This is a genomic window from Halomonas sp. R57-5 (assembly GCF_900070345.1).
Classification (GTDB): Bacteria; Pseudomonadota; Gammaproteobacteria; order Pseudomonadales; family Halomonadaceae; genus Vreelandella; species Vreelandella ventosae_B.
This window is the reverse complement of sequence record NZ_LN813019.1, coordinates 4840799-4864859: the sequence shown is the minus strand read 5'-3', so window position 1 is coordinate 4864859 and position 24061 is coordinate 4840799. Positions and strand designations below refer to the sequence as shown.

The following is a 24061-nucleotide window of genomic DNA, read 5'->3' as shown; positions in this document are numbered from 1 at the left end:
CGTGCTTTGAGCGCAGCCAAGATCAAAGTTTTGTGTGTCGATGATTCGGCACTAATTCGCGATTTGTTAACAGAAATTATTAACTCCCAGCCCGACATGGAAGTCGTCGCAGTCGCGCCTGACCCCATTGCCGCCAGGGATTTGATCAAGCAGCACAATCCTGATGTGTTAACGCTCGACGTGGAAATGCCACGTATGGACGGCTTGGATTTTCTTGAGCGTTTAATGCGCCTGCGCCCTATGCCGGTGCTGATGGTATCGTCGCTCACCCAAAGTGGCTCGGAGATCACTCTGCGCGCCCTTGAGCTCGGCGCGCTGGATTTCGTCGCCAAGCCAAGCCTGGGAATCCGCAATGGGATGATGGAATACGCCGACGAGATTGCCGAAAAGCTGCGCGCCGCGGCGCGCTCACGGCCCCGCCAGGCACGGCATAAAAATACGCCACCGCCTGCGGCCTTGAAAGCCCCGTTAGTATCGAGTGAGAAGCTAATCATTATCGGCGCGTCTACGGGGGGCACCGAAGCGATTCGGGCGGTGCTGGAACCGTTACCCGCTAACGCTCCAGCGATTTTGATTACCCAGCATATGCCCGGCGGCTTCACCCGCTCATTTGCCGAGCGCTTAGACCGGCTGTGTCGGATTACCGTTAAAGAAGCAAGTGATGGCGAGCGGATTCTACCGGGGCACGCTTACATTGCCCCAGGTGATCAGCACCTCAAGTTGGCACGTAGTGGAGCTAACTACGTGGCGCGATTAGATGATGGCCCGCCGGTCAATCGCCATCGGCCGTCGGTAGACGTGCTATTTCACTCAGCGGCGCAGCACGCCGGTAAAAATTCCATCGGCGTAATTCTGACCGGTATGGGTAAGGACGGCGCGGCAGGGCTGCTTGAGATGCGTCAAGCGGGCGCCCCCACCATTGCCCAAAATGAGCAGTCCTGTGTGGTTTTCGGTATGCCGCGAGAAGCCATCGCTGTGGGCGGGGCAGTGGAAGTGGTGTCACTGGATGATATCCCCTCGCGGATGATGGCGTTGATTGCCGCTTCTGGCCGCGCCCAGCGTGTGTAGTGCAATTCATCAGAGCTTAGCTTAAAAACTAGACATAAAAACTTCAATAAGCTTACAAAGGAATTTCCAATGAATCGTTTACTGCGCAATTTGAGTATTCATGCCGCTGTAGTGGTGGCGCTCGTTTGCTTTGTCGCCCTGATTTTAGTGATTGCAGGTTTGACCGTTGTCTCAGATCGCAACTCACAAAATAATTTAGCGACGCTGAGCAGCATCAGCGATGCGCAGTTAAATGAGATTAACCGTGCCGATTCGTTGTTAAATCAGGCCATGCTGGCGATGGAAACTGCCTCCAACTACCTAATGGKGGGCCAGACTCGGCAATCCAATGAGCAGGTCGATACCGCGGGTGATCGCATTGCGCGTGCGGAGGAGCGTTTTGAGCGCTTTGCAGCAAATTCATTTTCTCCGCAAGGTGAGGCATTGGCAAACGCTCTGATTGAAGATTTTAATACGGTCATGGGGCTGGTTAAACAGCAGCATGAAACCTTCGAATATATGGATTTAACCAGCTATAACAACCTGCGCGATGAGTTGGTTGAGCCCTTAAGTAGCATGGCTACCAGTATGACTGCGTTTGTAACTTACGGTTTCCAGCGGGTAGCAACCATTCGTACTGACGCGCAGGCCCAGGGCAAGTTGTTTACCATGATCAATTTGGCTGTGGTGGTCTTTGCCCTATTGTTGACCCTGATTATTTACTTCGGATTGCGCCGTACGGTGATTGCGCCGCTCAGAGGCGCTATTCAGCGCCTGGATGCGATTGCCGATGCCGATTTAACCGATCCCGTACCGGAAGCCGGTAAAAACGAGATAGGCCGTTTGTTTGGCGCCATGGGCACCATGCAGCTGAACCTCACCAATATCGTTAGTCGGGTGCGCGAAGGTAGCAACGAGATTCACCACGGTACCCGCGAAATTGCCAGCGGCAATGCGGATCTCTCCTCGCGTACTGAACAGCAGGCGGCGTCGATCCAACAAACCGCAGCCAGCATGGAAGAGATGACCGCGACGGTAAAGCAAAACGCCGACAATGCCCGCCAGGCCAGCACTTTGGCCGCAGATGCCTCTACCACGGCAGAGCGCGGTGGGGACGTCGTTGCGCAAGTGGTGCAGACCATGCACGGCATTTCCACTAGCTCGAAAAAAGTCGCTGATATCACCAGCGTGATTGATTCGATTGCTTTTCAAACCAATATCTTAGCGCTTAACGCCTCGGTAGAAGCCGCGCGTGCCGGCGAACAAGGCCGAGGCTTTGCGGTGGTGGCAGGAGAAGTACGCAATCTGGCAAGCCGTAGCGCGGATGCTGCCAAAGAGATTAAAACCCTGATTGATGCCTCGGTGACGCAAATTCAGCAAGGCTCTACCCTGGTTGAGCAGGCCGGTACCACAATGTCGGATGTGGTCACTGCGGTGCGCCGAGTCACCGATATCATGGATGAAATTTCGGCCGCTTCCCAAGAGCAGAGTGACGGCATTGAGCAGGTTAGTCAGGCCGTGGGCCAGATGGATCAAGTCACCCAGCAAAACGCCGCGCTGGTTCAGCAAGCCACTGCGGCGGCCGCCTCGCTTGAGGAGCAAGCTAACCGGTTGGAGCAAGCTGTCGCCGTGTTTAAACTGTTAGGTATGCAGGAGGCGTCGCGTCAGGTGCTTCCTGCCGCATCGCCAACTACCCATGCTATGCCTGCGCCCAGGGCCGCCCAGCAGCAAGCGAGTCAACCTGCCGCTAAGCGTAGCGACCACGAAGAGTGGGAAGAGTTTTAAAGAACAGTTTTGAAGAACGGTTTTGCAGAACAGTTTTAACCCCCTGACTGTACTTTCCAGTCACCCCCGAGCCATATACGGATTGATTAGAGGATGACCCATGGCAGATAAGAATATGAGCTTTCTGGTTGTAGACGACTTTCCCACCATGCGTCGGATTGTGCGCAGTCTGCTTAAGGAGCTGGGCTTCACCAATGTGGATGAAGCAGAAGATGGTCAGGATGCGCTTAATAAGCTGCGCGCTGGCAAATTCGAGTTCGTCGTTTCCGATTGGAACATGCCCAACCTGGATGGTCTGGAGATGCTCAAGGAGATTCGCCAAGACGATGCCTTGAAAGACCTGCCCGTGTTGATGGTGACCGCAGAAGCGAAGAAAGAGAACATTATTGCGGCTGCTCAGGCGGGTGCTAACGGCTATGTCGTCAAGCCGTTCACTGCCGCTACCCTGGAAGAGAAGCTCAATAAGATCTTCGATAAATTGGGTATGTGAGTGACTGAGCCCATGTGCTTGGTTAACGAGGAGACAACATTATGAGCCAGAATGAGCAGTCCGATTCTGCCCAATCGTCCGAATCCGAACAAGCCGCTGAAGACCTAATTCATCGCATCGGTAAGTTAACGCGCATGTTGCGCGAAAACATGCGCGAGTTGGGGCTAGATAAAGAAATCGAAAAAGCGGCTGAAGCCATCCCTGATGCACGCGACCGCCTGCACTATGTCGCCACCATGACGGAGCAGGCTGCAGATCGAGCGCTCAATGCCGTTGACCGTGCGCAGCCGCTGCAGGATCAATTGTCAGACCGAGCGGAAGCGCTGGATAAGCGCTGGGCCGAGTGGTTTGAGGCGCCGAAAGAGCTGGATGAGGCCAAGGCGTTAGTCGTCGAGACACGCACTTATCTCAGCGATGTGCCCGATGTGGTATCAGCGACCAATAAAGAGCTGATGGAAATCATGATGGCTCAGGATTTCCAAGACCTGACCGGCCAGGTGATTAAGAAGATGATGGACGTGATCCATGAGATCGAACATCAGCTGGTGCAGGTACTTATTGATAACGCGCCGGGCGCCCATGCACGAGAAACGCTGCAGCGCAAGGCCGAGGATCAGTGGAAAAACGACAGTGCACGGCGCAACGAAGAGCTTTTGAATGGGCCGCAAGTGAAGGATAATGTCCCCGATACCGTCTCTGGGCAAGACCAAGTAGACGATTTGTTGGATGAATTAGGCTTTTAAAGCGCGTTATTAAACGCCCTCTGGGCGCACAAGCACGCTATTCAGCCGTCCCTATGGACGGCTGAATACGTGATACGCTTCGCTTCACCTGGCCGGATAACCGTATGGCAGATAACGATAGCGACCAGGAAAAGACCGAAGAGGCCACGCCCAGGCGGAAGGAAAAAGCCCGTGAAGAGGGCCAAGTTGCCCGTTCCCGCGAGTTAAACACTTTCTTACTTCTGCTGGGCGGGGTGATTGGCCTGTATAGCATGGGCAATATGCTCTATGACCAGTTGGGCGCGGTGATGGAGCAGGCTTTTCTGTTTGAGCGTCGCCAAGCAATGGAAAGCACACCGATGCTGGCCAATGCGCTGGATCTTGGTCAGCGCACGCTATTTGCCATGATGCCGTTATTTTTGCTGTTAGCCGTTATCGCGTTAGTCGCCCCAGGGCTGATGGGCGGCTGGCTGATATCGGGAAAATCGATGCAGCCCAAATTTTCCAAGTTAAATCCCATTAAGGGCGTAAAACGAATTTTATCAACCCAGGCGCTGATTGAGTTGGCCAAAGCTATCGCCAAGTCAGTCCTGGTGGGTGGCGTCGCCGCGACGTTTTTGTATTTCAACATCGGCAAATTTATGGCGCTAATGGATCAGCCTATCCAGCAAGCGCTTACCAACGCTTTAAGCATGGCCGCTCAGGCGGCTGGGCTAATGGTGCTGGTGTTGATCGTGGTCATTTTGATCGATGTCCCTTTCCAGCTCTGGGATAATGCCAAGAAATTGCGCATGAGCCAGGAAGAGATTAAGCGTGAGCATAAAGAGTCCGAAGGTGACCCGCATGTGAAAGCGCGCATTCGCCAGCAGCAGCAGGCCATGGCGCGGGGTAGGATGATGAGCAAGGTACCCGAGGCGGACGTTATCATTACCAACCCCACGCACTATGCGATAGCACTGACTTATCAGGAAGGCAGTATGGGCGCCCCGCGGCTGGTGGCAAAAGGCGCCGACGCAGTGGCTGCACGCATTCGCGAAATCGCTGAAGAGGCAGGCGTGCCTCGCTTGCAGGCAGCACCATTGGCGCGGGCCCTGTATCATCACGTCGATCTAGATGCAGAAGTACCTGCCGAACTGTATACCGCGGTGGCGGAAGTAATGGCCTGGGCCTACCGCCTCAAGCAAGTATCACAACAAGGAGGCGAGGTGCCCCCAACCCCCGATAACCTGCCGGTTCCGCCGGAGATGGAAAGCCCCGGGCATGACGCCGGTGGTAATGAGGCGCAACCATGAAAGGCTTGAGTCAGCTAGTAGGGCGGCGCGACTGGATGAGTGATGTGCGCATGAAGCTGCTGGTCGGGCCGCTGCTCATCCTCATGATCTTGGGCATGATGATTGTGCCCTTGCCCCCTTTCGCGCTCGATTTACTCTTCACCTTCAATATTGCCCTGGCCATTATGGTGTTAATGGTCAGCATGTTTACCCAGAAGCCGCTGGATTTTGCGGCATTTCCCGCTGTGTTGCTGTTTACCACGCTGTTGCGCCTGTCGCTCAACGTCGCCTCTACCCGTGTGGTGTTAATGGAAGGTCACCAAGGCGGCGCCTCTGCGGGTAAGGTCATTGAAGCATTCGGGGCGTTCCTGGTCGGCGGTAATTTTGCTGTGGGTCTAGTGGTCTTCCTGATTCTGGTCATCATCAACTTTATGGTTATCACCAAAGGTGCTGGCCGTATTGCCGAAGTCGGTGCGCGCTTCACCCTGGATGCGATGCCCGGAAAGCAGATGGCCATCGATGCCGACCTGAACGCTGGTTTAATCGGCGAGGAAGACGCCAAAAAGCGCCGTGCTGAAGTCGCTCAAGAGGCTGATTTCTTTGGCTCGATGGATGGTGCCAGTAAGTTTGTCCGGGGTGATGCCATTGCCGGTTTGGTGATTATGGTGGTCAATATCATCGGCGGGCTGATGATTGGCATGCTGCAGCACGATATGAGCTTTGGCGCTGCTGGTCAGACCTATATGTTGCTGGCGATCGGCGATGGCCTGGTGGCGCAAATTCCCGCCTTGGTGATTTCCACCGCGGCGGGTGTCACGGTATCCCGGGTGAGTACCGACACGGACGAGGATATTGGCCAGCAAATGCTCAGCCAACTATTCGTTAATCCCCAGGTACTGATATTGGCCGCCATCGTGATGGGGCTACTGGGCATGGTGCCCGGTATGCCCAATTTAGTGTTTCTACTCTTTACCGCGCTGCTGGCGGGTTTGGCATGGTTTATTATGCGCCAAAAAGAGCAGTTGTTGGTCAAGGAGGAAATTGCGACTGCGCCTGTACCGTTACAAGAGACCCCCGAAGCGAGTTGGGAAGACGTGCAACTGGTCGATACCCTTGGCCTGGAAGTGGGCCATCGCTTAATCCCGCTGGTCGACTCACGCCAAAAAGGTGAGCTGCTGGGGCGCATTAAGAGCGTGCGGAAGAAGTTTGCCCAGGAAGKGGGCTTCCTGCCGCCAGTGGTGCATATCCGCGATAATTTGGAGCTGCCGCCTAACGCCTATGTGCTTTCAATGAAAGGCGCCGAAATTGGTCGCGCCGAGGCGCAGCCCGGCAAGTGGCTGGCGATCAATCCGGGGCAGGTCTCCGGCGAGCTGCAGGGCACCCATACCCAGGATCCCGCCTTTGGTTTACCCGCCATTTGGATTGATAGCAACCAGCGCGAACACGCTCAGGTGTATGGCTACACCGTGGTGGACGCCAGCACCGTCATAGCAACCCACTTGAACCACCTGTTGCACCGCCACTCACCCGAAATGCTGGGGCGTCAGGAAGTGCAGAAACTGCTGGATAAAATGGGCGATGATCAAAAAGCATTGGTCGAAGAGGTGATTCCCAAGGCTATTTCGCTGACGGTGTTGCAGCGTATCTTGCAAAACCTGCTTGACGAAGATGTCTCTATTCGCGATATGCGCACTATTCTGGATACCCTGGCGGAGTACGCCGCCCAGCAAAAAGATCCTAACGAGCTGACAGCGCTGGTGCGAGTCTCACTGGGGCGTGCGATTGTCCAGCAGTGGTTTGCAGGGCAGGAGACGCTCAATGTGATGGGACTGGATGCCCAACTGGAACAGGTGCTGGTGCAGGCGATGAACGGCAACGGCGCCATGGAGCCTGGCTTGGCAGAGACGCTGATGACCCAGGCGCAGCAAGCGCTGGAGCGTCACGAAAGTTCCGGCGAACCGCCGGTGCTGGTCGTGCAGCATTCGCTGCGCGCGGTACTATCACGCTTTTTGCGCCGCCGTTTACGCCATATGTCAGTGTTGTCGCAGGCTGAAATTCCCGATGACCGCACATTAAGAGTGACCACAATAGTCGGCGGACGTTAATGATGGCCCGCCGTGATAGGCTAGCGTCGACCATTTCCAGAACAGACAAAAGGTAAATCATGAGCGTTAGACGTTTCGTGGGAGCCAACAGTCGTGATGTGATGCGCCAAGTGCGCGAAACGCTCGGTGAAGACGCCTTGATTGTGGCTAATCGGCGTACCGAAGGGGGCGTTGAAATTTTGGCCATGGCGGATGAAGCCMTCGACCACTTTGAACCTTCACCGGAACCCGCACCTCTCGAAACGCCGACAGCACCTCCGCCGCAAGACCCCATGCAGGCGATGAGTGAGCGCTTACTGCGCGAAATGCAGGATATGCGCGCGCTGCTAGCAAATAGCCAGCCAGCCCCTGCTGCTTCACCAATGCCAGCAACGCCCACCGGAACGGCCGCGCGACTGCGCCAACTGCTATGGAACGTCGGTTTCGGCAGCGAGCTTGCCGATGAACTGCTGGCAGGGTTGCCCGAACCATTAGCCCGGTTAGACAGCGATAGCGAAGCACCGCTGCAGTGGCTGCGTCAGCAGTTAATGGATCGCCTCTGCGTGCTGAGCGATGAGCCTAGTTTCTTTGATCAAACCGGCATTGTCGCTCTGGTGGGGCCGACCGGGGTAGGGAAAACCACCACCACCGCCAAGCTGGCGGCACGTTTTGTGATGCGTCMCGGTACGCGCCCGGTGGCGCTGGTGACCACCGACAGCTTCCGGATTGGTGCCCACGAGCAGCTGCGCATCTATGCGCGCTTGCTGGATACGCCGATGTACGCGCTGGATGCCGAGCAGCCCATCGACGATTTGCTGGGCCGCTTGCAGGGCAAGCAGTGGGTGATTATCGACACCGTGGGCATGAGTCAGCGTGACCAGCGGGTGATTGAACAGATCGCCCACCTCCAGGGCGGACGCTCGCGAGTGCGCTTGGTATTGCTGCTGAATGCTGCCAGCCAGCCAGAAACCCTCGAAGAAGTCGTGCTGCGCTATCGCCAAGCCGCGCGAGCGGCGGGCGCAGAGCTCGATGACTGTATTATTACCAAGCAGGATGAAGCGGGGCGGCTGGCGCCAGTGCTAGATATTATTATGCGTCACGGGATGCGTGTGCTGTTTGGTTCCAATGGCCAGCAGGTGCCCGAAGATATGGCCATTGCCACTCCCGACGCTTTAGTCGATCAGGCGCTAAGCACGGCAACGCCGCAGCGTGAACGGGCCCACAGTGCTGAAGCCCCGATGGCAATGCCGCGCTGGTCCCGGGATGTACTGGGCCAAGGGCGTCGCTTGTCATCACTACTGGCGAGGCTGCGCCAACGCGTCACCGGTTTTGCAGAACTAGAAGAGACCTGGAACCTAGCCTCGCTGCCGAGCCGTGTGCAGGAACAGCGTTTGGACGCACTGCTCGCCGGCTATCCCGCGGCGGAAACCACCTTAGGGATGGCGTGGTCGGCGCGGCGCAATGAGCGCGGCTGCGACTGGGCAATGCCGGACATAGGGCTGGACACAGATGGCGCCTGGCTGGCGCTACCCTGGCTGCAGCATCGCCACGTCGCGGGATGGCAGCCGCGCTTAGCCGCGCTGTCAGAGTCAACCGGCGTCGCGGTACACCTACTGCCGCGCTTTCCCGAACCGGAGGCGCTCGTCTGGCTGGAAGCCGAGCATTTGACCTGGGTCAGCCAAGTAGCCCCCAGTCATAGGGTACTCTTTCACCATGAGCGCCAGACCCTCCGTCAGTTGTTTGATGACAGTGTGCTAACGCATCATGTAGGCGTGCGTTTTCGTGGCCAATCGGTGCAACTTTGGACGGTCTACGCCGAGGTTGAGGACGCCAGTGGCACTGCGCTGCTCGCCTGGTACGGGGAAGTGCGCGACCCGGAAAGTGCCAAAGTGGTAGCGCGCCGCTACTGGCTAACCCCTGCACGGCTGGGGGCTGAGGTGCTCTCGCTACTGTTAACACAGCTGCAAAGTGAAGGCTTGGCCGCCTTGACGCGGCGCGCGTGGCAGCAGTTAAAAGAGGCCGATAGCGGTGATCTCAATGCCGAAGTACGGCTGTTAATGGCCAGCGGTGTGGCGTCGGTCGCTGGGCATCTCGATGTTGCCGATGATGAGGAGGCGCAGACGCTGCGCGGCGATCTGCTCAACCTACTAGGCGCCAGCCGTCGCCGCCGCGATACCGGTATGCTTGATGCGCTGGTCTACGCCTTTATGGCGCGGGATGCGATTCGTCAAATGGGCAGTGTGAGTCGAGAGGGTGTGGCGTGAGCGAACAAGATCAAGCCTCGGGACTGCGCAAGTGGGCAAACCTGCAGCGCCAACAGCAGCAGGCTGAGGGGGCGGTTGATGTTGCGGCGGCAGAACCTGTGGCCGAACACGTTTCACCCCTATCAACGCCGACGCGAGCGGCGCTGGAAGAGCCCAGGACGGTGGCGCCGCCCAGGCCCAAAATTCCGCTTATAGTAGTTGGGCTGCCCGGTCGCGGCGTAGTTCAGGTGAGTAAGGTCAAAGCACGTCTGGGGCAGTGGTCAACGCTAGGTCGAAACTGGGCCGGTGAGCCTGATGACTGGGATATTCGCATCGTCATGGCGGAAACGTCTGAGCTTGCGCAACTGAGCGACCAATACAGCCGCTGGGCGCTGTGGATTAGTAGCGATGCCGATGCGTTTGCGACCATGTTCCGTACGTTGCGCCAGTTGCATGAGGGTGGTGGGCCGCGTCGTTTGCTGGCACTCCATGAGCCGCACTTGCCGCGCCAGGGGCTACTCGATAACTTGCGTGAGGCTGCTGATTACTACTTAAATATGGAGTTACTGGTACTTGCACGATGAGCGCACTCTGCCAAGGAGACCAAGCATGCTAAGCTGGCCGTTAACAGGGCGGCTGCCGTTGATCGCGGCGCTGCTGACAGGGTGTCTATGGGCAGGTTTAACGGGGAGCGCCCAGGCAGCGCCCGGTAGCTGGAGCACTCAGATACCGGGACTGATGGKGGCGATGAGTGATCGGGCAAGCAGTAGTCAGGCGGCCACCCCACCCGACGTCGCCAGCCTGCAGTCAGGCCAGCTTGGGCGTATACAGTGGCAGTTTCMCTACCCCCCCAGTGCGCACTTAAACGCTTGGCTGTGCCATCCTGAGCAGTGCGTTGCGTTAACGGGTATGCGGGGTTCTACTACCGCGCTAGCGGGACGAGACGCCGATGCGCCGTTGCATTTTCGCTTCGCCTTACGTCCAGGTCAGCGGCCTGTTCGGGTGCAGGGATTGCAAATGATTGTGAATTATCAGTGAAGGCTGGATAGCCGCGAGGCGAGAATATGTACACAGCACAGGGCAGAATTAAACAAAATGAGCTGTTGACTCAATACATGCCATTAGTGCGACGTCAGGCCTTGACGCTACAGGTTCGATTGCCAGCGAGTATTGAGCTCGACGACCTTATTCAAGCCGGGATGGTGGGGCTGCTGGAAGCGCTGGGGCGCTTCGACGCTACCCAGGGAGCCACCTTCGCGACCTTTGCCAGTCAACGTATTCGCGGTGCGATGATGGACGAGTTGCGCACCCGCGACTGGCTGCCGCGCAGCGTACGCCGCTCAGCGCGGGCGGTTGACCGCGCCGTTCGCCAATTAGAGCAGCAGCTCGGGCGAGCGCCGGAAGAGCACGAAATTGCTCACCACCTAGAGATGCCGCTGAGCGACTATCAGCAGCTCCTTAACGACACCAACAGCGGCCAGCTATTGCCGTTTGAAGAGCTAGTCGCCGATGGCGGCGAGCCTATCAGTCATGAACTGGGCAATTCACCGTTCGAGCAGTTGCTGGATGGACAGCAGCGGCAAACGCTGATTGATGCGATTGAAGCGCTGCCAGAGCGTGAAAAGTTGCTTATGGCGCTGTACTACCAAGAAGAACTCAACCTCAAGGAAGTAGGGGCTGTGTTGGGCGTAACGGAGTCACGCGTTTCTCAACTACACAGCCAGGCCGTAAGTCGTTTACGCGCTCGCTTACACGACTCGGCATAACACCTCTTTTTACTCACTTGTGACCGGCAAGGAGCCGTGGATGAATCCTTCGACGCTGATAGGCATATTTGCCAGCATACTGCTGTTGGTGAGCGTGCTGTTTTTAACCGCAGAGTCCCCTGAAAGCTTTATCAATTTTCCGGGTCTGGCCATCGTGGTGACCGGTACCCTGGCGGCGACCTTTATCAGCTATCCGCTGAAAGAGGTGCTGCGTGTCGTACGGCTGGTGGGCTTGGTATTTCGGCGCGAAAATACCTATATGCGTGACGATATCCGCGAATTGGTCGATATGTCACGGCTGTGGTTTAAAGGCGATGTGCGCGCGGTCGAGCGCGAGTTGGAGCATACCCGCAATCCGTTTCTGCGCACCGGGATCCAACTGGTGATCGCCAACACCAAAGAGGACGAAATTTTTGACATGTTGCGCTGGCGCATCGCCCGCCTTAAAGCGCGTGAGCATGCCGAGGCACAAATATTTCGCACCATGGCCACCTATGCGCCTGCGTTTGGCATGATCGGTACCCTGGTAGGGCTGGTCAATATGCTGGAAGTCATGGATGCAGGCGACTTGCAGGTGATTGGGCCGCGCATGGCGGTGGCCCTGCTGACTACCTTCTATGGCATTTTACTCGCCAACTTAGTGTTTAAACCGATTGCGGTGAAGTTAGAGCGCCGCACCGAAGAGCGACTGATTACCATGAACATGGTGCTGGAAGGTATTTCGCTGATTACCAAGCGTCGCCTGCCGTCGTTTATCGAAGAGACACTCAACTCCTTTGTGGCTAACTACCACGATGAAATTCGTGATAACAGCGTCAAACCCAGGCCTGACTCGTCGGTGAGTTCGGCGGCCAAGGGGTAGGCCCGATGCTAGACCGCGATACACGCCACGCGCTGGAAATGACGCCGTCGCCAGGCGATGGTGAAGAGGGCTGGTTAACCAGCTATCTGGATGTATTGACGCTGCTGATCACGCTCTTTGTACTGCTGCTTTCACTGACGCCGCCGGGCGGCGGTGAAGCGGCTGATACTGCTTTCATGCGTTCGGCCAGCGCGGTATCATCATTGCCGCTGGCGTCTCTAGCCACCGGGATTCAGCCCCGCCACGCTGGGGTGCAGCCGCAGTTTGACGGGCTTGATATTCCTGGAGTCAGCGTTTCGCAAGGCCGCGAAGGGGTGACGCTGCGGATTGATACCAGCCTGCTATTCCCCAGCGGCCAAGCGGTACTAACCCCCCAAGGGCGAGGCGTGGTTGAAAGCCTTATCGGTGTGCTGACGAATTTTGATGGCCAGATATCGGTGGAGGGGCATACCGACAGCGTGCCGATTTCAACGGCTCGCTTCCCCTCGAACTGGGAGCTTTCATCAGCGCGGGCAATCGCCGTGGTGAGGCACTTAGAGCGCCAAGGGTTCAATATTTCACGTATGCGGGCCGTCGGATATGCCGATACCCAACCCATGGAACCGAACGCAACCGCGGATGGGCGAGCTGCCAACCGGCGCGTAGAGCTGCTGCTAAGACAGCAGGTCGAGGGTGAATAGATTGCGAGGCCACGTTTGTGTCCATGTACCACCCGCGATTGCAGTCGTTTGGTGCCCTGCTGGTATTAGATGCTGATTGTCGACGCATCCAAGCCAGTAGCACTAACTTAACCCGCTTAACCGGTGTTGAGCGCCCTGAAAATGGGCAGCTCACCCTTGGCTGTGTGTTGGGGAAACGGCTAAGCCAGCGGGTGCGTCGCGAAATGCACGGGCAGCAGCGGCTTTCCGGCCCGCTAGTGTTTATTCGTTCCAAGCATAGCAACGTGCGTTTTCAGCTCCATGCTTACCGGGTAGGCGAGCAGGTTATCGTCGAGATTGAACCACTAAATCCCCAGGGTAAGCGCCGCTTGCTCTGCACCGTCAATGAGCGGCTGATGCGCTTAGCGGAAGCCACCCATCAGGAAGAGCTGCTCGACTCCTTGGTTAACGCGATTCAACAGCTTACCGGCCATGATCGCGTGACGGTGTGCCATTTTGATAGCGATTGGCATGGTTTGATGGTTGCCGAAGCGCTAGGAAAACAGCTGCCCTCGCTGTTGGGGCAGCGCTTTCCCGCCAGCGACTTCCCAGCTGCCTTGCGCAAAAGTTACCAACACTACCCTGTACGGTTAATTGAAGACGTCGATGCGCCGCCTGAAACGCTGACGCCCGCCTACTCGGGAGCAAGCCTTAGTGGCAGCTTTTTACGCGCGCCTGCCCCGGAACGGCAGCGCTATTTAAACCGGCTGGGGGTACGCGGCTCACTCAGTTTGGCAATGCAGGGTGATACCGGCTTATGGGGGCTAGTGTTTTGCCACTCGGCCGCGCCGCACTCGGTTGAGCCGTCGGCACGTGATGCCGTTCGTACCTTGGTGCAGATGGCCACCCAGCGCTTACTGCTGCTCCGGGCGCGACAAGAAGCCCGCTACCTGCAGCGGGTTCAGGATAGCTTGGCACTGAGTACCCGAGCGCGTAGCGAGCCACAAAGCCCCCAGCAGCTACTCCAGGAGCAGGCGGCTACCTGGATGAAGCTGTTTCGCGCCCATGGTGTAGTGCTATGGGKGAATGGCGGCGCTTATCAAGCAGGCATGACGCCGACCCCAGAAGCCATTAGCCAGTTTGTGCTACGTCTGGAAAGAGCCCACGTGCATAGCGGGCCTTGGTGCACGCGCGAAATCGCCAAAGAGACGTTAACCGCTTCGCTGGCCATGCCCGAGCAGTGCGGAGCCTTGGCGGTGCCGCTGCCAATGAGCTCAACTCAGCGCGCCTGGCTGATATTTTTTCGCCCCGAGCAGGTGGAAACGCTGTATTGGGCGATGCAGCCTGCAACCCATCCTCAACCGGTGGCGCTCGTGACCCCGTCGGTTGCTTGGCATGAGGAAGTGGTGGGTAAGAGCGAAGCCTGGCAGCGGGTAGAGCGCTTAGCGGCGGTCGACCTGGGTGAAGACCTGACGCTGGCCATTTCAGCCTATGAAATTAGCTCGCTGAATATGCACCTGGAGCACGAGCGTAAAGCTCTTGCCGAGGCCAACCAGCGGTTGGAGCAATTAGCCCATTTTGATCCCCTCACCAAGGTGTGGAACCGGTACCGCATTGAAGAGGCGATCAATGCCGAGCTAGTGGCCGCCAAGCGCTACGCGGCCGCCTTCGCCCTCTTGTTGTTTGATGTGGATAACTTTAAGCAGATCAACGATGCCCACGGCCATAGCGTGGGTGACGATGTGCTGGTGGCCCTTGCACGCTTAGTTGAAAACGCGCTGCGTGGCTGCGACCACCTGGGCCGCTGGGGCGGTGAAGAGTTTATTGTGTTGGCGACCCACTCGGATATTGACGCCGCTATTGGCCTGGCCGAACGACTGCGCTCGCTGGTCGCAGAGCTGCGTATAGAAGGGCTTGAACAAAGGATTACGGTGAGTATTGGGGTTGCCGTTTGGCAGACGGGGGACAGCTGCAAAACCATTATCTCACGGGCCGACGACGCTATGTATCGCGCTAAGCATGGCGGACGCAACCGCGTCGAAATGGCGCTAGAGCCCGTGATGTCAATTTAATAATTCATACTTTATTGAATTATTGAGTGGCCGCCCCGTGGCTTTCACACTGCGTCATCATTCGGTTAATCGCGGCGTCAGCGCCTTGCAGGCTAAAGGTCATATACCAAGGCTCGCGCTCTTCCTGGTCAAAGCCGAGAAACAGTTGTTCGCCCTGGCGCATATCGGCCATCAGGGATTCCAAGTCGCTTAAATAAAAGTGGGCATAAAACCCGTCATCGCCGCGCTCGGTGATAAATTCGGCCATGGTGTCGATGACGGGCTGCTCATCGACGCGTAGTCGAGTAGGCACCAGATTAMCCGCCCGGCTCTCCCCCTGCTGCTGCTCAAGGGTGACGCGCATCTCCAGCCAGGGTAAATCGCATACTCCCGGCGTGGCGTTCAGGCTCAGCGTCGCGTCTGAGTAGCTGTGGGCTTCCACCGCCCGGTAGTGGCGCTCGTTTCCCAGTGAGAGCGTCATGGAGTGCCAATGATCATGGGTACTGACGTCGTCGGTATTAAATGTGGCTGCGTTAGCCATGGGCGTTGCGATCAGCAATGAGACGGCCATTGCTGTCGTTATTAAGGTAGTTGCCGTCATGATCTGAGCCATCTAACCAAAATCCTTAGACTATTAACCGAAAAACCAGTCTATAGCGTGTAGGTGAGGGACAAAAGTGTAAGGTGCTGATTTTTCTATATATGGTAGAAAAATTTAAAAAAAGTGCCTCATATGGTGTTAAGTCGTGTCTATACTTCACCTCGATACCATCTATAATCGTCCCATTTGAGCGCTATATTCACCCCGCTGTGAAGGAGTTTTGCGACATGAGCACCGCTGCTAAGGCTATCAAGACCTCTAATGACGTCCCGATGCAGGCCCCCTCGCGGGAGATCTGGGATGCCAAATACCGTCTTAAGGATCGTCATAGCCAGCCCGTCGATCAGGACGTCGGGGCGACGTTTGAACGGGTTGCACGTGCTCTTGCTGCGGTGGAAGGTGATAAAGCCGAAGAGTGGCTGCCGAAATTTCGTTGGGCGCTGGAAAATGGCGCCATTCCTGCCGGGCGTATTCTTTCCAACGCAGGCGCTGAGGCCTACAAGCCGGCGGTGAGCCTGATAAACTGCACCGTTTCGCGCACCATTCGTGATTCCATGCGCGATATTCTCGACTCGGTGGTCGATGCGGGCATGACGCTGAAATCCGGGGCCGGTATCGGCTACGACTTCTCGACGCTGCGCCATAAGGGTGCCTTTGTGTTTGGCGCTGGCGCGGGCACTAACGGCCCGCTGGCGTTTATGGATATCTACGACAAGATGTGTTTCACCGTCGCCTCTGCCGGTGGCCGCCGTGGCGCCCAGATGGGCACCTTTGATGTGGGCCACCCGGACGTGCGCGAGTTTATCCAGGCTAAGCGTGAAGCCGGTCGCCTGCGGCAGTTTAACCTTAGCCTGCTGATCACTGACGAGTTTATGGAAGCGGTCAAAAACAATACCGACTGGCCGCTGGCCTTTCCGCTACATCCTGGTGAGAAAGAGGACGTTAAAGCGCAAGACCTGATCTACCGCGACTGGCCGGTGGTTGAAGAGGGCTACACGGTAGATGCCGAAGGCCGCGTTGCCTGCCGCATTGTTGAAGTGATCAAAGCGCGGGAGTTGTGGGACACCATCATGTCCTCTMCCTACGACTACGCCGAACCCGGCTTTATCCTGATCGACCAAGTGAACCGCATGAACAACAACTGGTTCTGTGAGGATATCCGCGCTACCAACCCCTGTGGCGAGCAGCCGTTGCCACCTGAGGGTGCCTGCTTACTGGGTTCAGTGAACCTGACCAAGTTTGTGATTGACCCCTTTGGCGCCGAGCCGCGCTTTGATTGGGAACGCTATCGCAAAGTGGTGGCGATCTTCACCCGTATGCTTGACAACGTGGTGGAAATTGCTGGTCTACCGCTGCCTCAGCAGCAGCGTGAGATTGAAGCCAAGCGTCGCCACGGCATGGGKTTTCTAGGCTTAGGGTCGACGCTTACTATGTTAAAGATTCCCTACGGCTCTAAGCAGTCACTGGTATTCACCGATGAAGTCAGCCGTCATTTAGCCATTGAGGGCTGGAAACAGGCGCTGGAGCTTTCTCAAGAGAAGGGCATGGCGCCGGTGCTCGAACAGGAGCACACCATTACCCCCAAAATGCTGCGTGAGCGGCCACAGTTGGCTAAAGATGGCTACGAAGTGGGTGATCAAGTGCCAGGGCGCATTCTGCACGCCCGTTACAGCCAATATATGGCCCAAGTGGCCGAGCATGAGCCGGAGTTGGTGGCGCAACTGGCCGAGCACGGCGCGCGCTTTACCCACCACAGCTCGATTGCGCCGACCGGCACCATCAGCCTGTCGATGGGTAACAATGCCTCCAACGGCATTGAGCCGTCGTTCTCGCACCGCTACTTCCGCAATATTATTCAGTCGGGTAAAAAGACCAAAGAGCAGGTCGAGGTGGTGTCGTTTGAGCTGGCCGCCTACCGTCACTTTATCGCCGCAGACGCAGTAGAAAGCGACTTACCTGACTATTTTGTCACTGCTGACGCGATCTCGCCTGAGCAGCACGTCGCTGTTCAGGCCGCTGCCCAGCACTGGGTGGATTCGGCGATCTCGAAAACGGTCAATGTGCCGACAGACTTTGCCTTTGAGCAGTTCCAGGGGCTCTATTTACAGGCCTATGAAAGCCGCTTGAAAGGCTGCACAACCTTCCGCTTTAATCCTGAGGCCTTCCAGGGTGTGCTGGTGCGTGAAGATGACCTTAAAAACACCACCTACGTGTTTGAGCTGGAAAACGGTGAAACGCTAGAGCTAAATGGCAACGAGACGGTGATTTATGACGGTGAAGAGCATAACGCTGCCAACTTGTTTGATGGCTTAAAAGAGGGCACCTACGGCAAATGGTGATGCCGCGCTAAGCGGCTCTATTCACTAACGCACACCTTTGCTAAACGGAGATATATCCCAATGGCTGTTGAAATTACCTCGAAAATTGTTGGTTACCGTATCAAGCAGCAGGAACAGGCCGCGCCCGCTCCTGAACTCCTGGATGAAGATCCGCTAACGGTGCGTATTCCTTCCCGTCCGGAAGGCACCTTAGAGGCAGTGTCGGAAAAGATTTCATACGTAGGCGCGGAGGGGCGCAAGAAAGTCTATCTGCTAGTATCGTTTATGCCGGTGGAAGGTGTGATTGGTGGCAAGCGCGTGGTGATTGAGCGGCCAGTAGAGTTCTTTTTCCCCTCAGGGCAGCTCTCCAGCGAGCACCAGTGGATCACCGCGACCATGCGAAGCCTGTCGCTGGCGGCGCGCGGTGGTTACGTTACCCAGGCGGTGGCGGATCTACGCAAAGTAGCCTGGGACAAAGGTTTGGTGCGCTGTGGCATGAATCGCTGGAAMAAGCCGATGTTCCACGATTCGGAAGTGGCGGCGATTGCCTGGTCGATTCAGCAGATTCTCTACCGCCGCGGCTTTCTGGATAGGGACGGTAACCAAGTGCCGGTTGAACAGCTAGTGGAGCGCTATGCTCACCGTATGCAGCATGGCCATGCCTGGCAGCCGGAAGAGAGCGCAGAAGCGGATTCAGTCGAACAGGGGGCGGTTGAGCCAATTGGTGGAGCAGGAGCCACGGGAAAAAAGTCTGAAGGCAGTGGCCCCGCCATAGTGGGTAACTGCCCCGAGTGCCGCGGTGAGCTGATCATGATGGATGGCTGCCCGACCTGCTATGCTGGCTGTGGCTGGTCAAAGTGTGGTTAGTTTTCTCAGGTGGAATCGCCTAACAGCGGCCGGACATTGTCGGTGAGGTAGCAATCGTCAAATTCACCTTCGGTGCATAGCGCGGATAAGTCTGGAATGGTGACATGGTGGCGGTCGCGAAATACCAGGCCGTCTTCACTAAGCGCCGTAAAGGTGCGGCTAACGTGTACCGGGCTTAGCCCGAGCACATCGGCTAACTGCTCCTGGGAGAGCGGCAGGCGGAACTGGTTGCTAATATCCGGGTTGGTTTGGCGCAGCCTTAAATACATTTCATACAGAAAATGCGCCATTTTCTTACGTGCACTGCGTCTGGCCAGAGTGACGAGGCGCTCAGTGAGCAGCGCCTGCTGACGGCTGCCAATGGCAAACATCACCGAGGTGAGGGGCAGCGACTGGCGAAATATTTCCAGCATACGTTTATGCGGGAAATGACAAATCACGCCATCATCAATCATGCGCACATTTTCAAGCCGCTGCGAGAAGGCAAMCTCGCGCAACCCGATGATATCGCCCGGCAAAAACACTTCGAGAATCTGTCGGTCACCATTCTCTAAGTGACGGTAGGAGTAGGCCCAACCACTTTTTAGTGTGCAAAACTCATTGGCCGCATCGCCCATCTCCCAGAGTAGCGTGCCCGACTTAATATTGGTTGGGCTCTCCTCTAGCGCCATGAGCAATCCCTTCTCATCATCGCTTAATGAACAGTAATGATTGAAGTGCTTAATAATACAGCTGTTTTCCTGACCCACGACGTATCCCTCCAGCACAGGATTGGATAATACTGCTAACGATTATCTGCCCGCCACTATAAACGATGTGGCCATCTACTGCGTCGCCCAAATAGGCTAACTAGCGTACCTATTTAGCCTGGGGTGAGCGCTGCTCACCCCTCGAAAACCAGCGTCAGCGCTTCGTTGCACGCTTGCCTCGCGCGAGCAGCGGCGCTAAGAAGCGGCCGGTATGCGAAACGTCCTGTTTGGCGAGCTGTTCCGGCGTGCCCTCGGCGATGATCTGTCCGCCACCTGAACCCCCTTCGGGGCCAAGGTCGACAATCCAGTCGGCGGTTTTGATCACATCCAGGTTGTGCTCAATCACCACGATGGTATTGCCGTGATCGCGCAGACGGTGAAGTACCGTCAGCAGTTGGCGAATATCCTCAAAGTGCAGGCCGGTGGTGGGCTCATCCAAGATATACAGCGTTTTGCCGGTATCACGCTTGGCCAATTCACGGGCGAGTTTAACCCGCTGCGCTTCGCCACCGGATAGGGTGGTGGCGCTCTGGCCCAAGCGAATATAGGAAAGACCTACATCGAGCAACGTTTGCAAGCGGCGGGCAATAGCCGGTACCGGACTGAAAAATTCCAGCGCATCTTCCACCGTCATGGCCAGCACTTCGTGGATCGTTTTACCCTTGTAATGGATATCCAGGGTTTCGCGGTTATAGCGCTTGCCTTTACACACGTCACAGGGCACGTAGATATCCGGTAGAAAGTGCATCTCTACCTTGATCATGCCTTCGCCCTGGCACGCCTCGCAGCGCCCGCCCTTGACGTTGAAGCTGAAACGGCCCGGCTTATAGCCCCGCGAACGCGCTTCTTGGGTGCCTGCAAACAGCTCGCGAATGGGGGTGAAAATGCCTGTGTAGGTGGCCGGGTTGGAGCGCGGCGTGCGGCCAATCGGGCTCTGATCAATATCGATGACTTTATCGAGCTGGTCGAGCCCTTCTATCTTCTCATAGGGTGCGGCGGTCAGCGTGGTGGCGCGGTTTAATTCGCGCGCGGCAATCGGCATCAAGGTGCCGTTGATCAGCGTCGATTTACCCGAGCCCGAAACCCCGGTAATGGCGATAAACAGCCCCAGCGGCAGGCTTAGCGTTACGTTTTGCAGGTTGTTGCCGGTAGCGCCACGCACAATCAGCTGCTTTTCTGGATTGCCGGGAATGCGGTAGGGGGGCACCGCAATTTCCCGGGTACCCGAAAGATATTGACCGGTCAGCGAGTTGGGGTTGTCCATCACGTCCTGGGGCGTGCCTTGAGCGACAATCTCTCCACCGTGAACGCCGGCACCGGGGCCGATATCCAGCACGTGATCGGCGGCGCGAATGGCGTCTTCGTCGTGCTCGACCACGATCACGGTATTGCCCAAGTCGCGCAGTCGCTCCAGGGTTTTCAGCAGCCGGTCATTGTCGCGCTGGTGCAAGCCAATTGAGGGCTCATCAAGAATATACATCACCCCAACCAGGCCTGCGCCAATCTGGCTGGCTAAGCGGATACGCTGGGCTTCACCGCCAGAAAGGGTATCGGCGCTGCGCTCCAGATTGAGATAATCGAGCCCCACATTGACCAGAAACTCTAGTCGGGCATGGATCTCGTGGACGATTTTATCGGCGATCTCACCCTTGCGGCCGGGCAGGCTTAGATCGGCAAAATAGCGCCACGCTTCACCAATGGGGAAGCGCACAATTTCGGCGATGTTGTGATCGTCCACATAGACATGGCGCGACTCTTTACGCAGTCGTGAGCCGTTACAAGTGGCACAAGGCTGCACCGCGATGTATTTGACCAGGTCATCGCGGACCATGTTGGATTCGGTTTCCCGATAACGGCGCTGCATGTTGGGCAGCACGCCCTCGAAGGCGTGCTCGCGCGTCACTTTACGGCCCCGGTCGCCCACATAGACAAACGGAATCTGCTCATCGCCGCTACCGTTGAGGATAACCTCCTGCTGGTGGTGGGCGAGCTCTTGCCAGGGCGTTTCAAGCTCAAATCCGTAGTGCTTGGCCAGCGCCTGGAGCTGAGTAAAGTAGTAAATATTGCGCCGATCCCAGCCTTTTATCACGCCTTCGGCTAGCGAGAGTTCCGGGTGGCTGATGAGCTTGTCGGGGTCGAAGTACTGCTGTACGCCTAGCCCGTCGCAGGTAGGGCAGGCGCCCGCAGGATTGTTGAACGAGAACATGCGTGGCTCAAGTTCCGCCAGCGAGTAGCCGCACACCGGGCAGGCAAAGCGCGATGAAAAGGCAATATCGTCGCGTTCACCGTCCATAAAGTGAATCATGGCGGTGCCGTCGGCGAGGTTCAGCGCGGTTTCAAAGGACTCCGCCAAACGTTGGGCAAGGTCGTCGCGCACTTTGAAGCGGTCAACGACGACGCTGATATCGTGCTTTTTGCGCTTATCCAGTGGTGCGATGTCATCCAGTTCCAGCACCTGACCATCGATCAAGGCGCGCACAAAGCCCTGGGCGCGTAGCTCTGCCAATAGCTGTAAATGTTCACCTTTACGGCCTTTGACCACCGGCGCCAGCAGCATTAACTTGGTGCCTTCGGCGAGGTTCATGACCTGATCGACCATCTGCGAAATGGTCTGGGCTTCCAAGTCCTCGCCATGTTCTGGACAGCGGGGCGTCCCGGCACGGGCAAACAGTAGGCGCAGGTAGTCGTAAATTTCGGTAATGGTGCCCACGGTCGAGCGCGGGTTGTGGGAAGTGGACTTCTGCTCAATGGAGATCGCAGGTGACAGCCCTTCGATGTGATCCACATCGGGCTTTTCCATCATCGACAGGAACTGGCGCGCATAGGTGGAGAGCGATTCCACGTAGCGGCGCTGCCCCTCGGCGTAAAGGGTGTCGAACGCTAACGACGATTTACCCGAGCCGGAGAGGCCGGTAATCACAATCAGCTTGTTACGGGGCAGTTCCACATCGATCTGCTTGAGGTTGTGGGTGCGGGCACCCCTGACCAGAATGCTGTCCATCAACACCTCGAATCGCGCGGCAAAAGCGTGATTATACGTTTGTCTGCACCCTCCCGGCAAAACCGCTTTGATAACCTGCGTCAACTCGCGACGTTTCCAGTGCCAGTCCAAACCGCTAGAATAGGGAATTGGCGCAATCCAAGCTGATTCACTCCATGTTTAACCACCATAGAAAAGGGCATTATGCGTAAGGTTTCCGCACTATTGCTGGCCTCTGAACGCCGTGCGATCAGTGGTTTGGCCGGGCTATATGCGTCGCGCATGCTGGGCCTGTTTATGGTGCTGCCGGTGTTAGCTCTGTATGCCGACACCCTTGAGGGCTCAACCCCACTATTGGTTGGCGTGGCGCTGGGTATTTATGGCTTAACCCAGGCAACGCTGCAAATCCCGTTTGGCTTACTCTCTGACCGCATTGGTCGTAAGCAGGTGATTGCCATGGGGCTGGTGATATTTGCTCTCGGCAGTGTGGTTGCCGCGCTCTCTGATACCATTATGGGCATTATTGCCGGACGGGCGCTGCAGGGCGGCGGTGCTGTGGCCGCGGCCATTATGGCGCTGCTGGCGGATCAAACCCGTGAGGAAATCCGTACTGCCGCCATGGCGACCATTGGCCTCTCTATTGGCGTGTCGTTTGCCATTGCCATGGTGCTGGGGCCATGGCTTGCCGCCTGGGCGGGGCTTGCCGGCGTGTTTTGGTGTACCGCACTGCTCACGCTAGTAGGCCTTTTGGTGCTATGGCGCTGGGTGCCTGCTGCGCCGCGGCGGCGGCGCCACCGCGATGTGGGTATGGATCGCCAGCAATTTAAAAGCGTCATCACCCGGCCTGATTTATGGCGGCTGGATCTGTCGATTTTTGCCCTGCACTTAGTGCTGATGGCAATATTTGTGGCGGTTCCTTTTCGCTTGCTAAACGTCGGTGTGGCAATTGAGTATCACGGGCTGGCGTATCTTGGCATTATGGCGCTATCGTTTGTGGCCATGGTGCCGTTGATTATTGTCGCCGAGAAGCAGCAGCGCATGCGCTTGATGTGTCTAATGGCGATCGGCGCTATTGTGATTAGTCTGGCAGGGCTAGGGTTGCCACTCTCGCCAAGCTACTGGCTGTTTGTATGGCTGTTTGTGTTCTTCACCGGCTTTAACTTGCTGGAAGCGACGCTACCTTCCATGCTCAGCAAGCTGGCCCCGGCGGGGGCGAAGGGTACCGCCATGGGGGTCTACTCCACCAGCCAGTTTTTAGGCGCTTTTTTAGGCGGTACATTAGGTGGTTTGCTGGCGCATTATGGCGGCCTCAACGCGGTCTTTATTGGCTGTGCTGGGCTTGCGCTATGCTGGTGGATTGCCATGTGGCGGATGCCCTCACCGCCGCCGCTCTCCAGCGAAGKGGTGGCGCTGCACGAGACTCAGGCAGACGCGCTCGMCCTGTTGATGGAGCACTTAGCCGATGTGGTCGGCGTCGAAGACGTAATGGTGGTGCCGGAAGAGCGTTTGGTCTATTTAAAGGTCAATCGAAAGCAGCTTGACCAGGCGGCCTTGAACAGGCTGATGGCACCTCCAAAATCTTAATCC

19 protein-coding genes are annotated in these 24061 nt (G+C 56.9%); 16 read left to right on the top strand and 3 right to left on the bottom strand.

All coding sequences use genetic code 11. The features are described from left to right. Window positions 1–6 precede the first annotated feature (6 nt). The 13 genes from HALO_RS22190 to HALO_RS22130 all read left to right on the top strand — a co-directional run bounded on the left by HALO_RS22190 (window position 7) and on the right by HALO_RS22130 (window position 14980). Window positions 7–1068 carry a protein-glutamate methylesterase/protein-glutamine glutaminase gene (locus tag HALO_RS22190; RefSeq protein ID WP_035582601.1) on the top strand — a complete coding sequence of 354 codons (1062 nt, stop codon included), beginning with the start codon at window positions 7–9 and terminating at the stop codon, window positions 1066–1068. 69 nt (window positions 1069–1137) lie between these two features. Further along, complete coding sequence (locus HALO_RS22185; RefSeq protein WP_050714051.1) at window positions 1138–2832, top strand: methyl-accepting chemotaxis protein; 1695 nt, start codon at window positions 1138–1140, stop codon at window positions 2830–2832. Window positions 2833–2932: 100 nt separating this feature from the next. Beyond that, window positions 2933–3322, top strand: a complete 390-nt coding sequence (cheY, locus tag HALO_RS22180) for a chemotaxis response regulator CheY (RefSeq protein ID WP_022520923.1) — start codon at window positions 2933–2935, stop codon at window positions 3320–3322. A gap of 41 nt (window positions 3323–3363) precedes the next feature. Beyond that, window positions 3364–4065, top strand: a complete 702-nt coding sequence (gene cheZ / locus HALO_RS22175; RefSeq protein WP_035582607.1) for a protein phosphatase CheZ — start codon at window positions 3364–3366, stop codon at window positions 4063–4065. 104 nt (window positions 4066–4169) lie between these two features. Continuing rightward, window positions 4170–5336, top strand: a complete 1167-nt coding sequence (flhB, locus tag HALO_RS22170) for a flagellar biosynthesis protein FlhB (protein ID WP_035582609.1) — start codon at window positions 4170–4172, stop codon at window positions 5334–5336. After that, window positions 5333–7420 (top strand): flagellar biosynthesis protein FlhA, encoded by a 2088-nt coding sequence (gene flhA / locus HALO_RS22165; RefSeq protein WP_050714050.1) that lies wholly within the window; start codon window positions 5333–5335, stop codon window positions 7418–7420. Before flhB ends, flhA begins: the two co-directional genes overlap by 4 nt. 59 nt (window positions 7421–7479) lie before the next feature. After that, the gene (gene flhF, locus HALO_RS22160) at window positions 7480–9663 is read left to right on the top strand and encodes a flagellar biosynthesis protein FlhF (RefSeq protein WP_092490879.1); all 2184 of its coding nucleotides are present in this window, start codon (window positions 7480–7482) and stop codon (window positions 9661–9663) included. Further along, window positions 9660–10226 carry a hypothetical protein gene (locus tag HALO_RS22155; protein WP_035582614.1) on the top strand — a complete coding sequence of 189 codons (567 nt, stop codon included), beginning with the start codon at window positions 9660–9662 and terminating at the stop codon, window positions 10224–10226. The genes flhF and HALO_RS22155 overlap by 4 nt, the downstream gene beginning before the upstream one ends. Before the next feature lie 25 nt (window positions 10227–10251). Then, window positions 10252–10680 (top strand): flagellar protein FlhE, encoded by a 429-nt coding sequence (locus HALO_RS22150; protein WP_050714049.1) that lies wholly within the window; start codon window positions 10252–10254, stop codon window positions 10678–10680. Between the two features lie 26 nt (window positions 10681–10706). Beyond that, window positions 10707–11408, top strand: coding sequence for an RNA polymerase sigma factor FliA (locus HALO_RS22145; RefSeq protein ID WP_035582618.1), 702 nt, complete (start codon window positions 10707–10709; stop codon window positions 11406–11408). A gap of 40 nt (window positions 11409–11448) precedes the next feature. Continuing rightward, window positions 11449–12270 carry a motility protein A gene (locus HALO_RS22140; protein WP_035582620.1) on the top strand — a complete coding sequence of 274 codons (822 nt, stop codon included), beginning with the start codon at window positions 11449–11451 and terminating at the stop codon, window positions 12268–12270. A gap of 5 nt (window positions 12271–12275) precedes the next feature. Beyond that, window positions 12276–12950, top strand: coding sequence for an OmpA/MotB family protein (locus tag HALO_RS22135; RefSeq protein ID WP_035582622.1), 675 nt, complete (start codon window positions 12276–12278; stop codon window positions 12948–12950). A 23-nt stretch (window positions 12951–12973) separates the two neighbouring features. Continuing rightward, the gene (locus tag HALO_RS22130) at window positions 12974–14980 is read left to right on the top strand and encodes a sensor domain-containing diguanylate cyclase (protein ID WP_231896771.1); all 2007 of its coding nucleotides are present in this window, start codon (window positions 12974–12976) and stop codon (window positions 14978–14980) included. 19 nt (window positions 14981–14999) lie between these two features. Here HALO_RS22130 and HALO_RS22125 read toward each other — a convergent pair whose 3' ends face one another. Beyond that, window positions 15000–15572 (bottom strand): hypothetical protein, encoded by a 573-nt coding sequence (locus HALO_RS22125; RefSeq protein ID WP_050714047.1) that lies wholly within the window; start codon window positions 15570–15572, stop codon window positions 15000–15002. A 215-nt stretch (window positions 15573–15787) separates the two neighbouring features. Between HALO_RS22125 and HALO_RS22120 the strand changes: the two genes are divergently transcribed. Beyond that, complete coding sequence (locus HALO_RS22120; protein WP_050714046.1) at window positions 15788–17899, top strand: adenosylcobalamin-dependent ribonucleoside-diphosphate reductase; 2112 nt, start codon at window positions 15788–15790, stop codon at window positions 17897–17899. Window positions 17900–17959: 60 nt separating this feature from the next. Then, window positions 17960–18745 (top strand): hypothetical protein, encoded by a 786-nt coding sequence (locus HALO_RS22115; protein ID WP_050714045.1) that lies wholly within the window; start codon window positions 17960–17962, stop codon window positions 18743–18745. Window positions 18746–18750: 5 nt separating this feature from the next. Here the strand turns inward: HALO_RS22115 and HALO_RS22110 are convergent, their stop codons facing one another. Beyond that, entirely contained in the window at window positions 18751–19494 is a 744-nt protein-coding gene (locus tag HALO_RS22110) for a Crp/Fnr family transcriptional regulator (protein ID WP_050714044.1), read from the bottom strand. Between the two features lie 154 nt (window positions 19495–19648). Beyond that, window positions 19649–22495, bottom strand: a complete 2847-nt coding sequence (uvrA, locus tag HALO_RS22105; RefSeq protein ID WP_035582636.1) for an excinuclease ABC subunit UvrA — start codon at window positions 22493–22495, stop codon at window positions 19649–19651. A gap of 183 nt (window positions 22496–22678) precedes the next feature. Between uvrA and HALO_RS22100 the strand changes: the two genes are divergently transcribed. Continuing rightward, entirely contained in the window at window positions 22679–24058 is a 1380-nt protein-coding gene (locus HALO_RS22100) for an MFS transporter (protein ID WP_050714043.1), read from the top strand. The last annotated feature ends 3 nt before the right edge of the window (window positions 24059–24061 follow it).

What these genes read in the sequence shown, in the direction of transcription:
- HALO_RS22135 (WP_035582622.1), top strand. Translation starts at nt 12,276, where the DNA reads ATGCTAGACCGCGATACACGCCACGCGCTGGAAATGACGCCGTCGCCA.
- HALO_RS22145 (WP_035582618.1), top strand. Translation starts at nt 10,707, where the DNA reads ATGTACACAGCACAGGGCAGAATTAAACAAAATGAGCTGTTGACTCAA.
- cheZ (WP_035582607.1), top strand. Translation starts at nt 3,364, where the DNA reads ATGAGCCAGAATGAGCAGTCCGATTCTGCCCAATCGTCCGAATCCGAA.
- cheY (WP_022520923.1), top strand. Translation starts at nt 2,933, where the DNA reads ATGGCAGATAAGAATATGAGCTTTCTGGTTGTAGACGACTTTCCCACC.
- uvrA (WP_035582636.1), bottom strand. Translation starts at nt 22,495, where the DNA reads ATGGACAGCATTCTGGTCAGGGGTGCCCGCACCCACAACCTCAAGCAG.
- HALO_RS22140 (WP_035582620.1), top strand. Translation starts at nt 11,449, where the DNA reads ATGAATCCTTCGACGCTGATAGGCATATTTGCCAGCATACTGCTGTTG.
- flhB (WP_035582609.1), top strand. Translation starts at nt 4,170, where the DNA reads ATGGCAGATAACGATAGCGACCAGGAAAAGACCGAAGAGGCCACGCCC.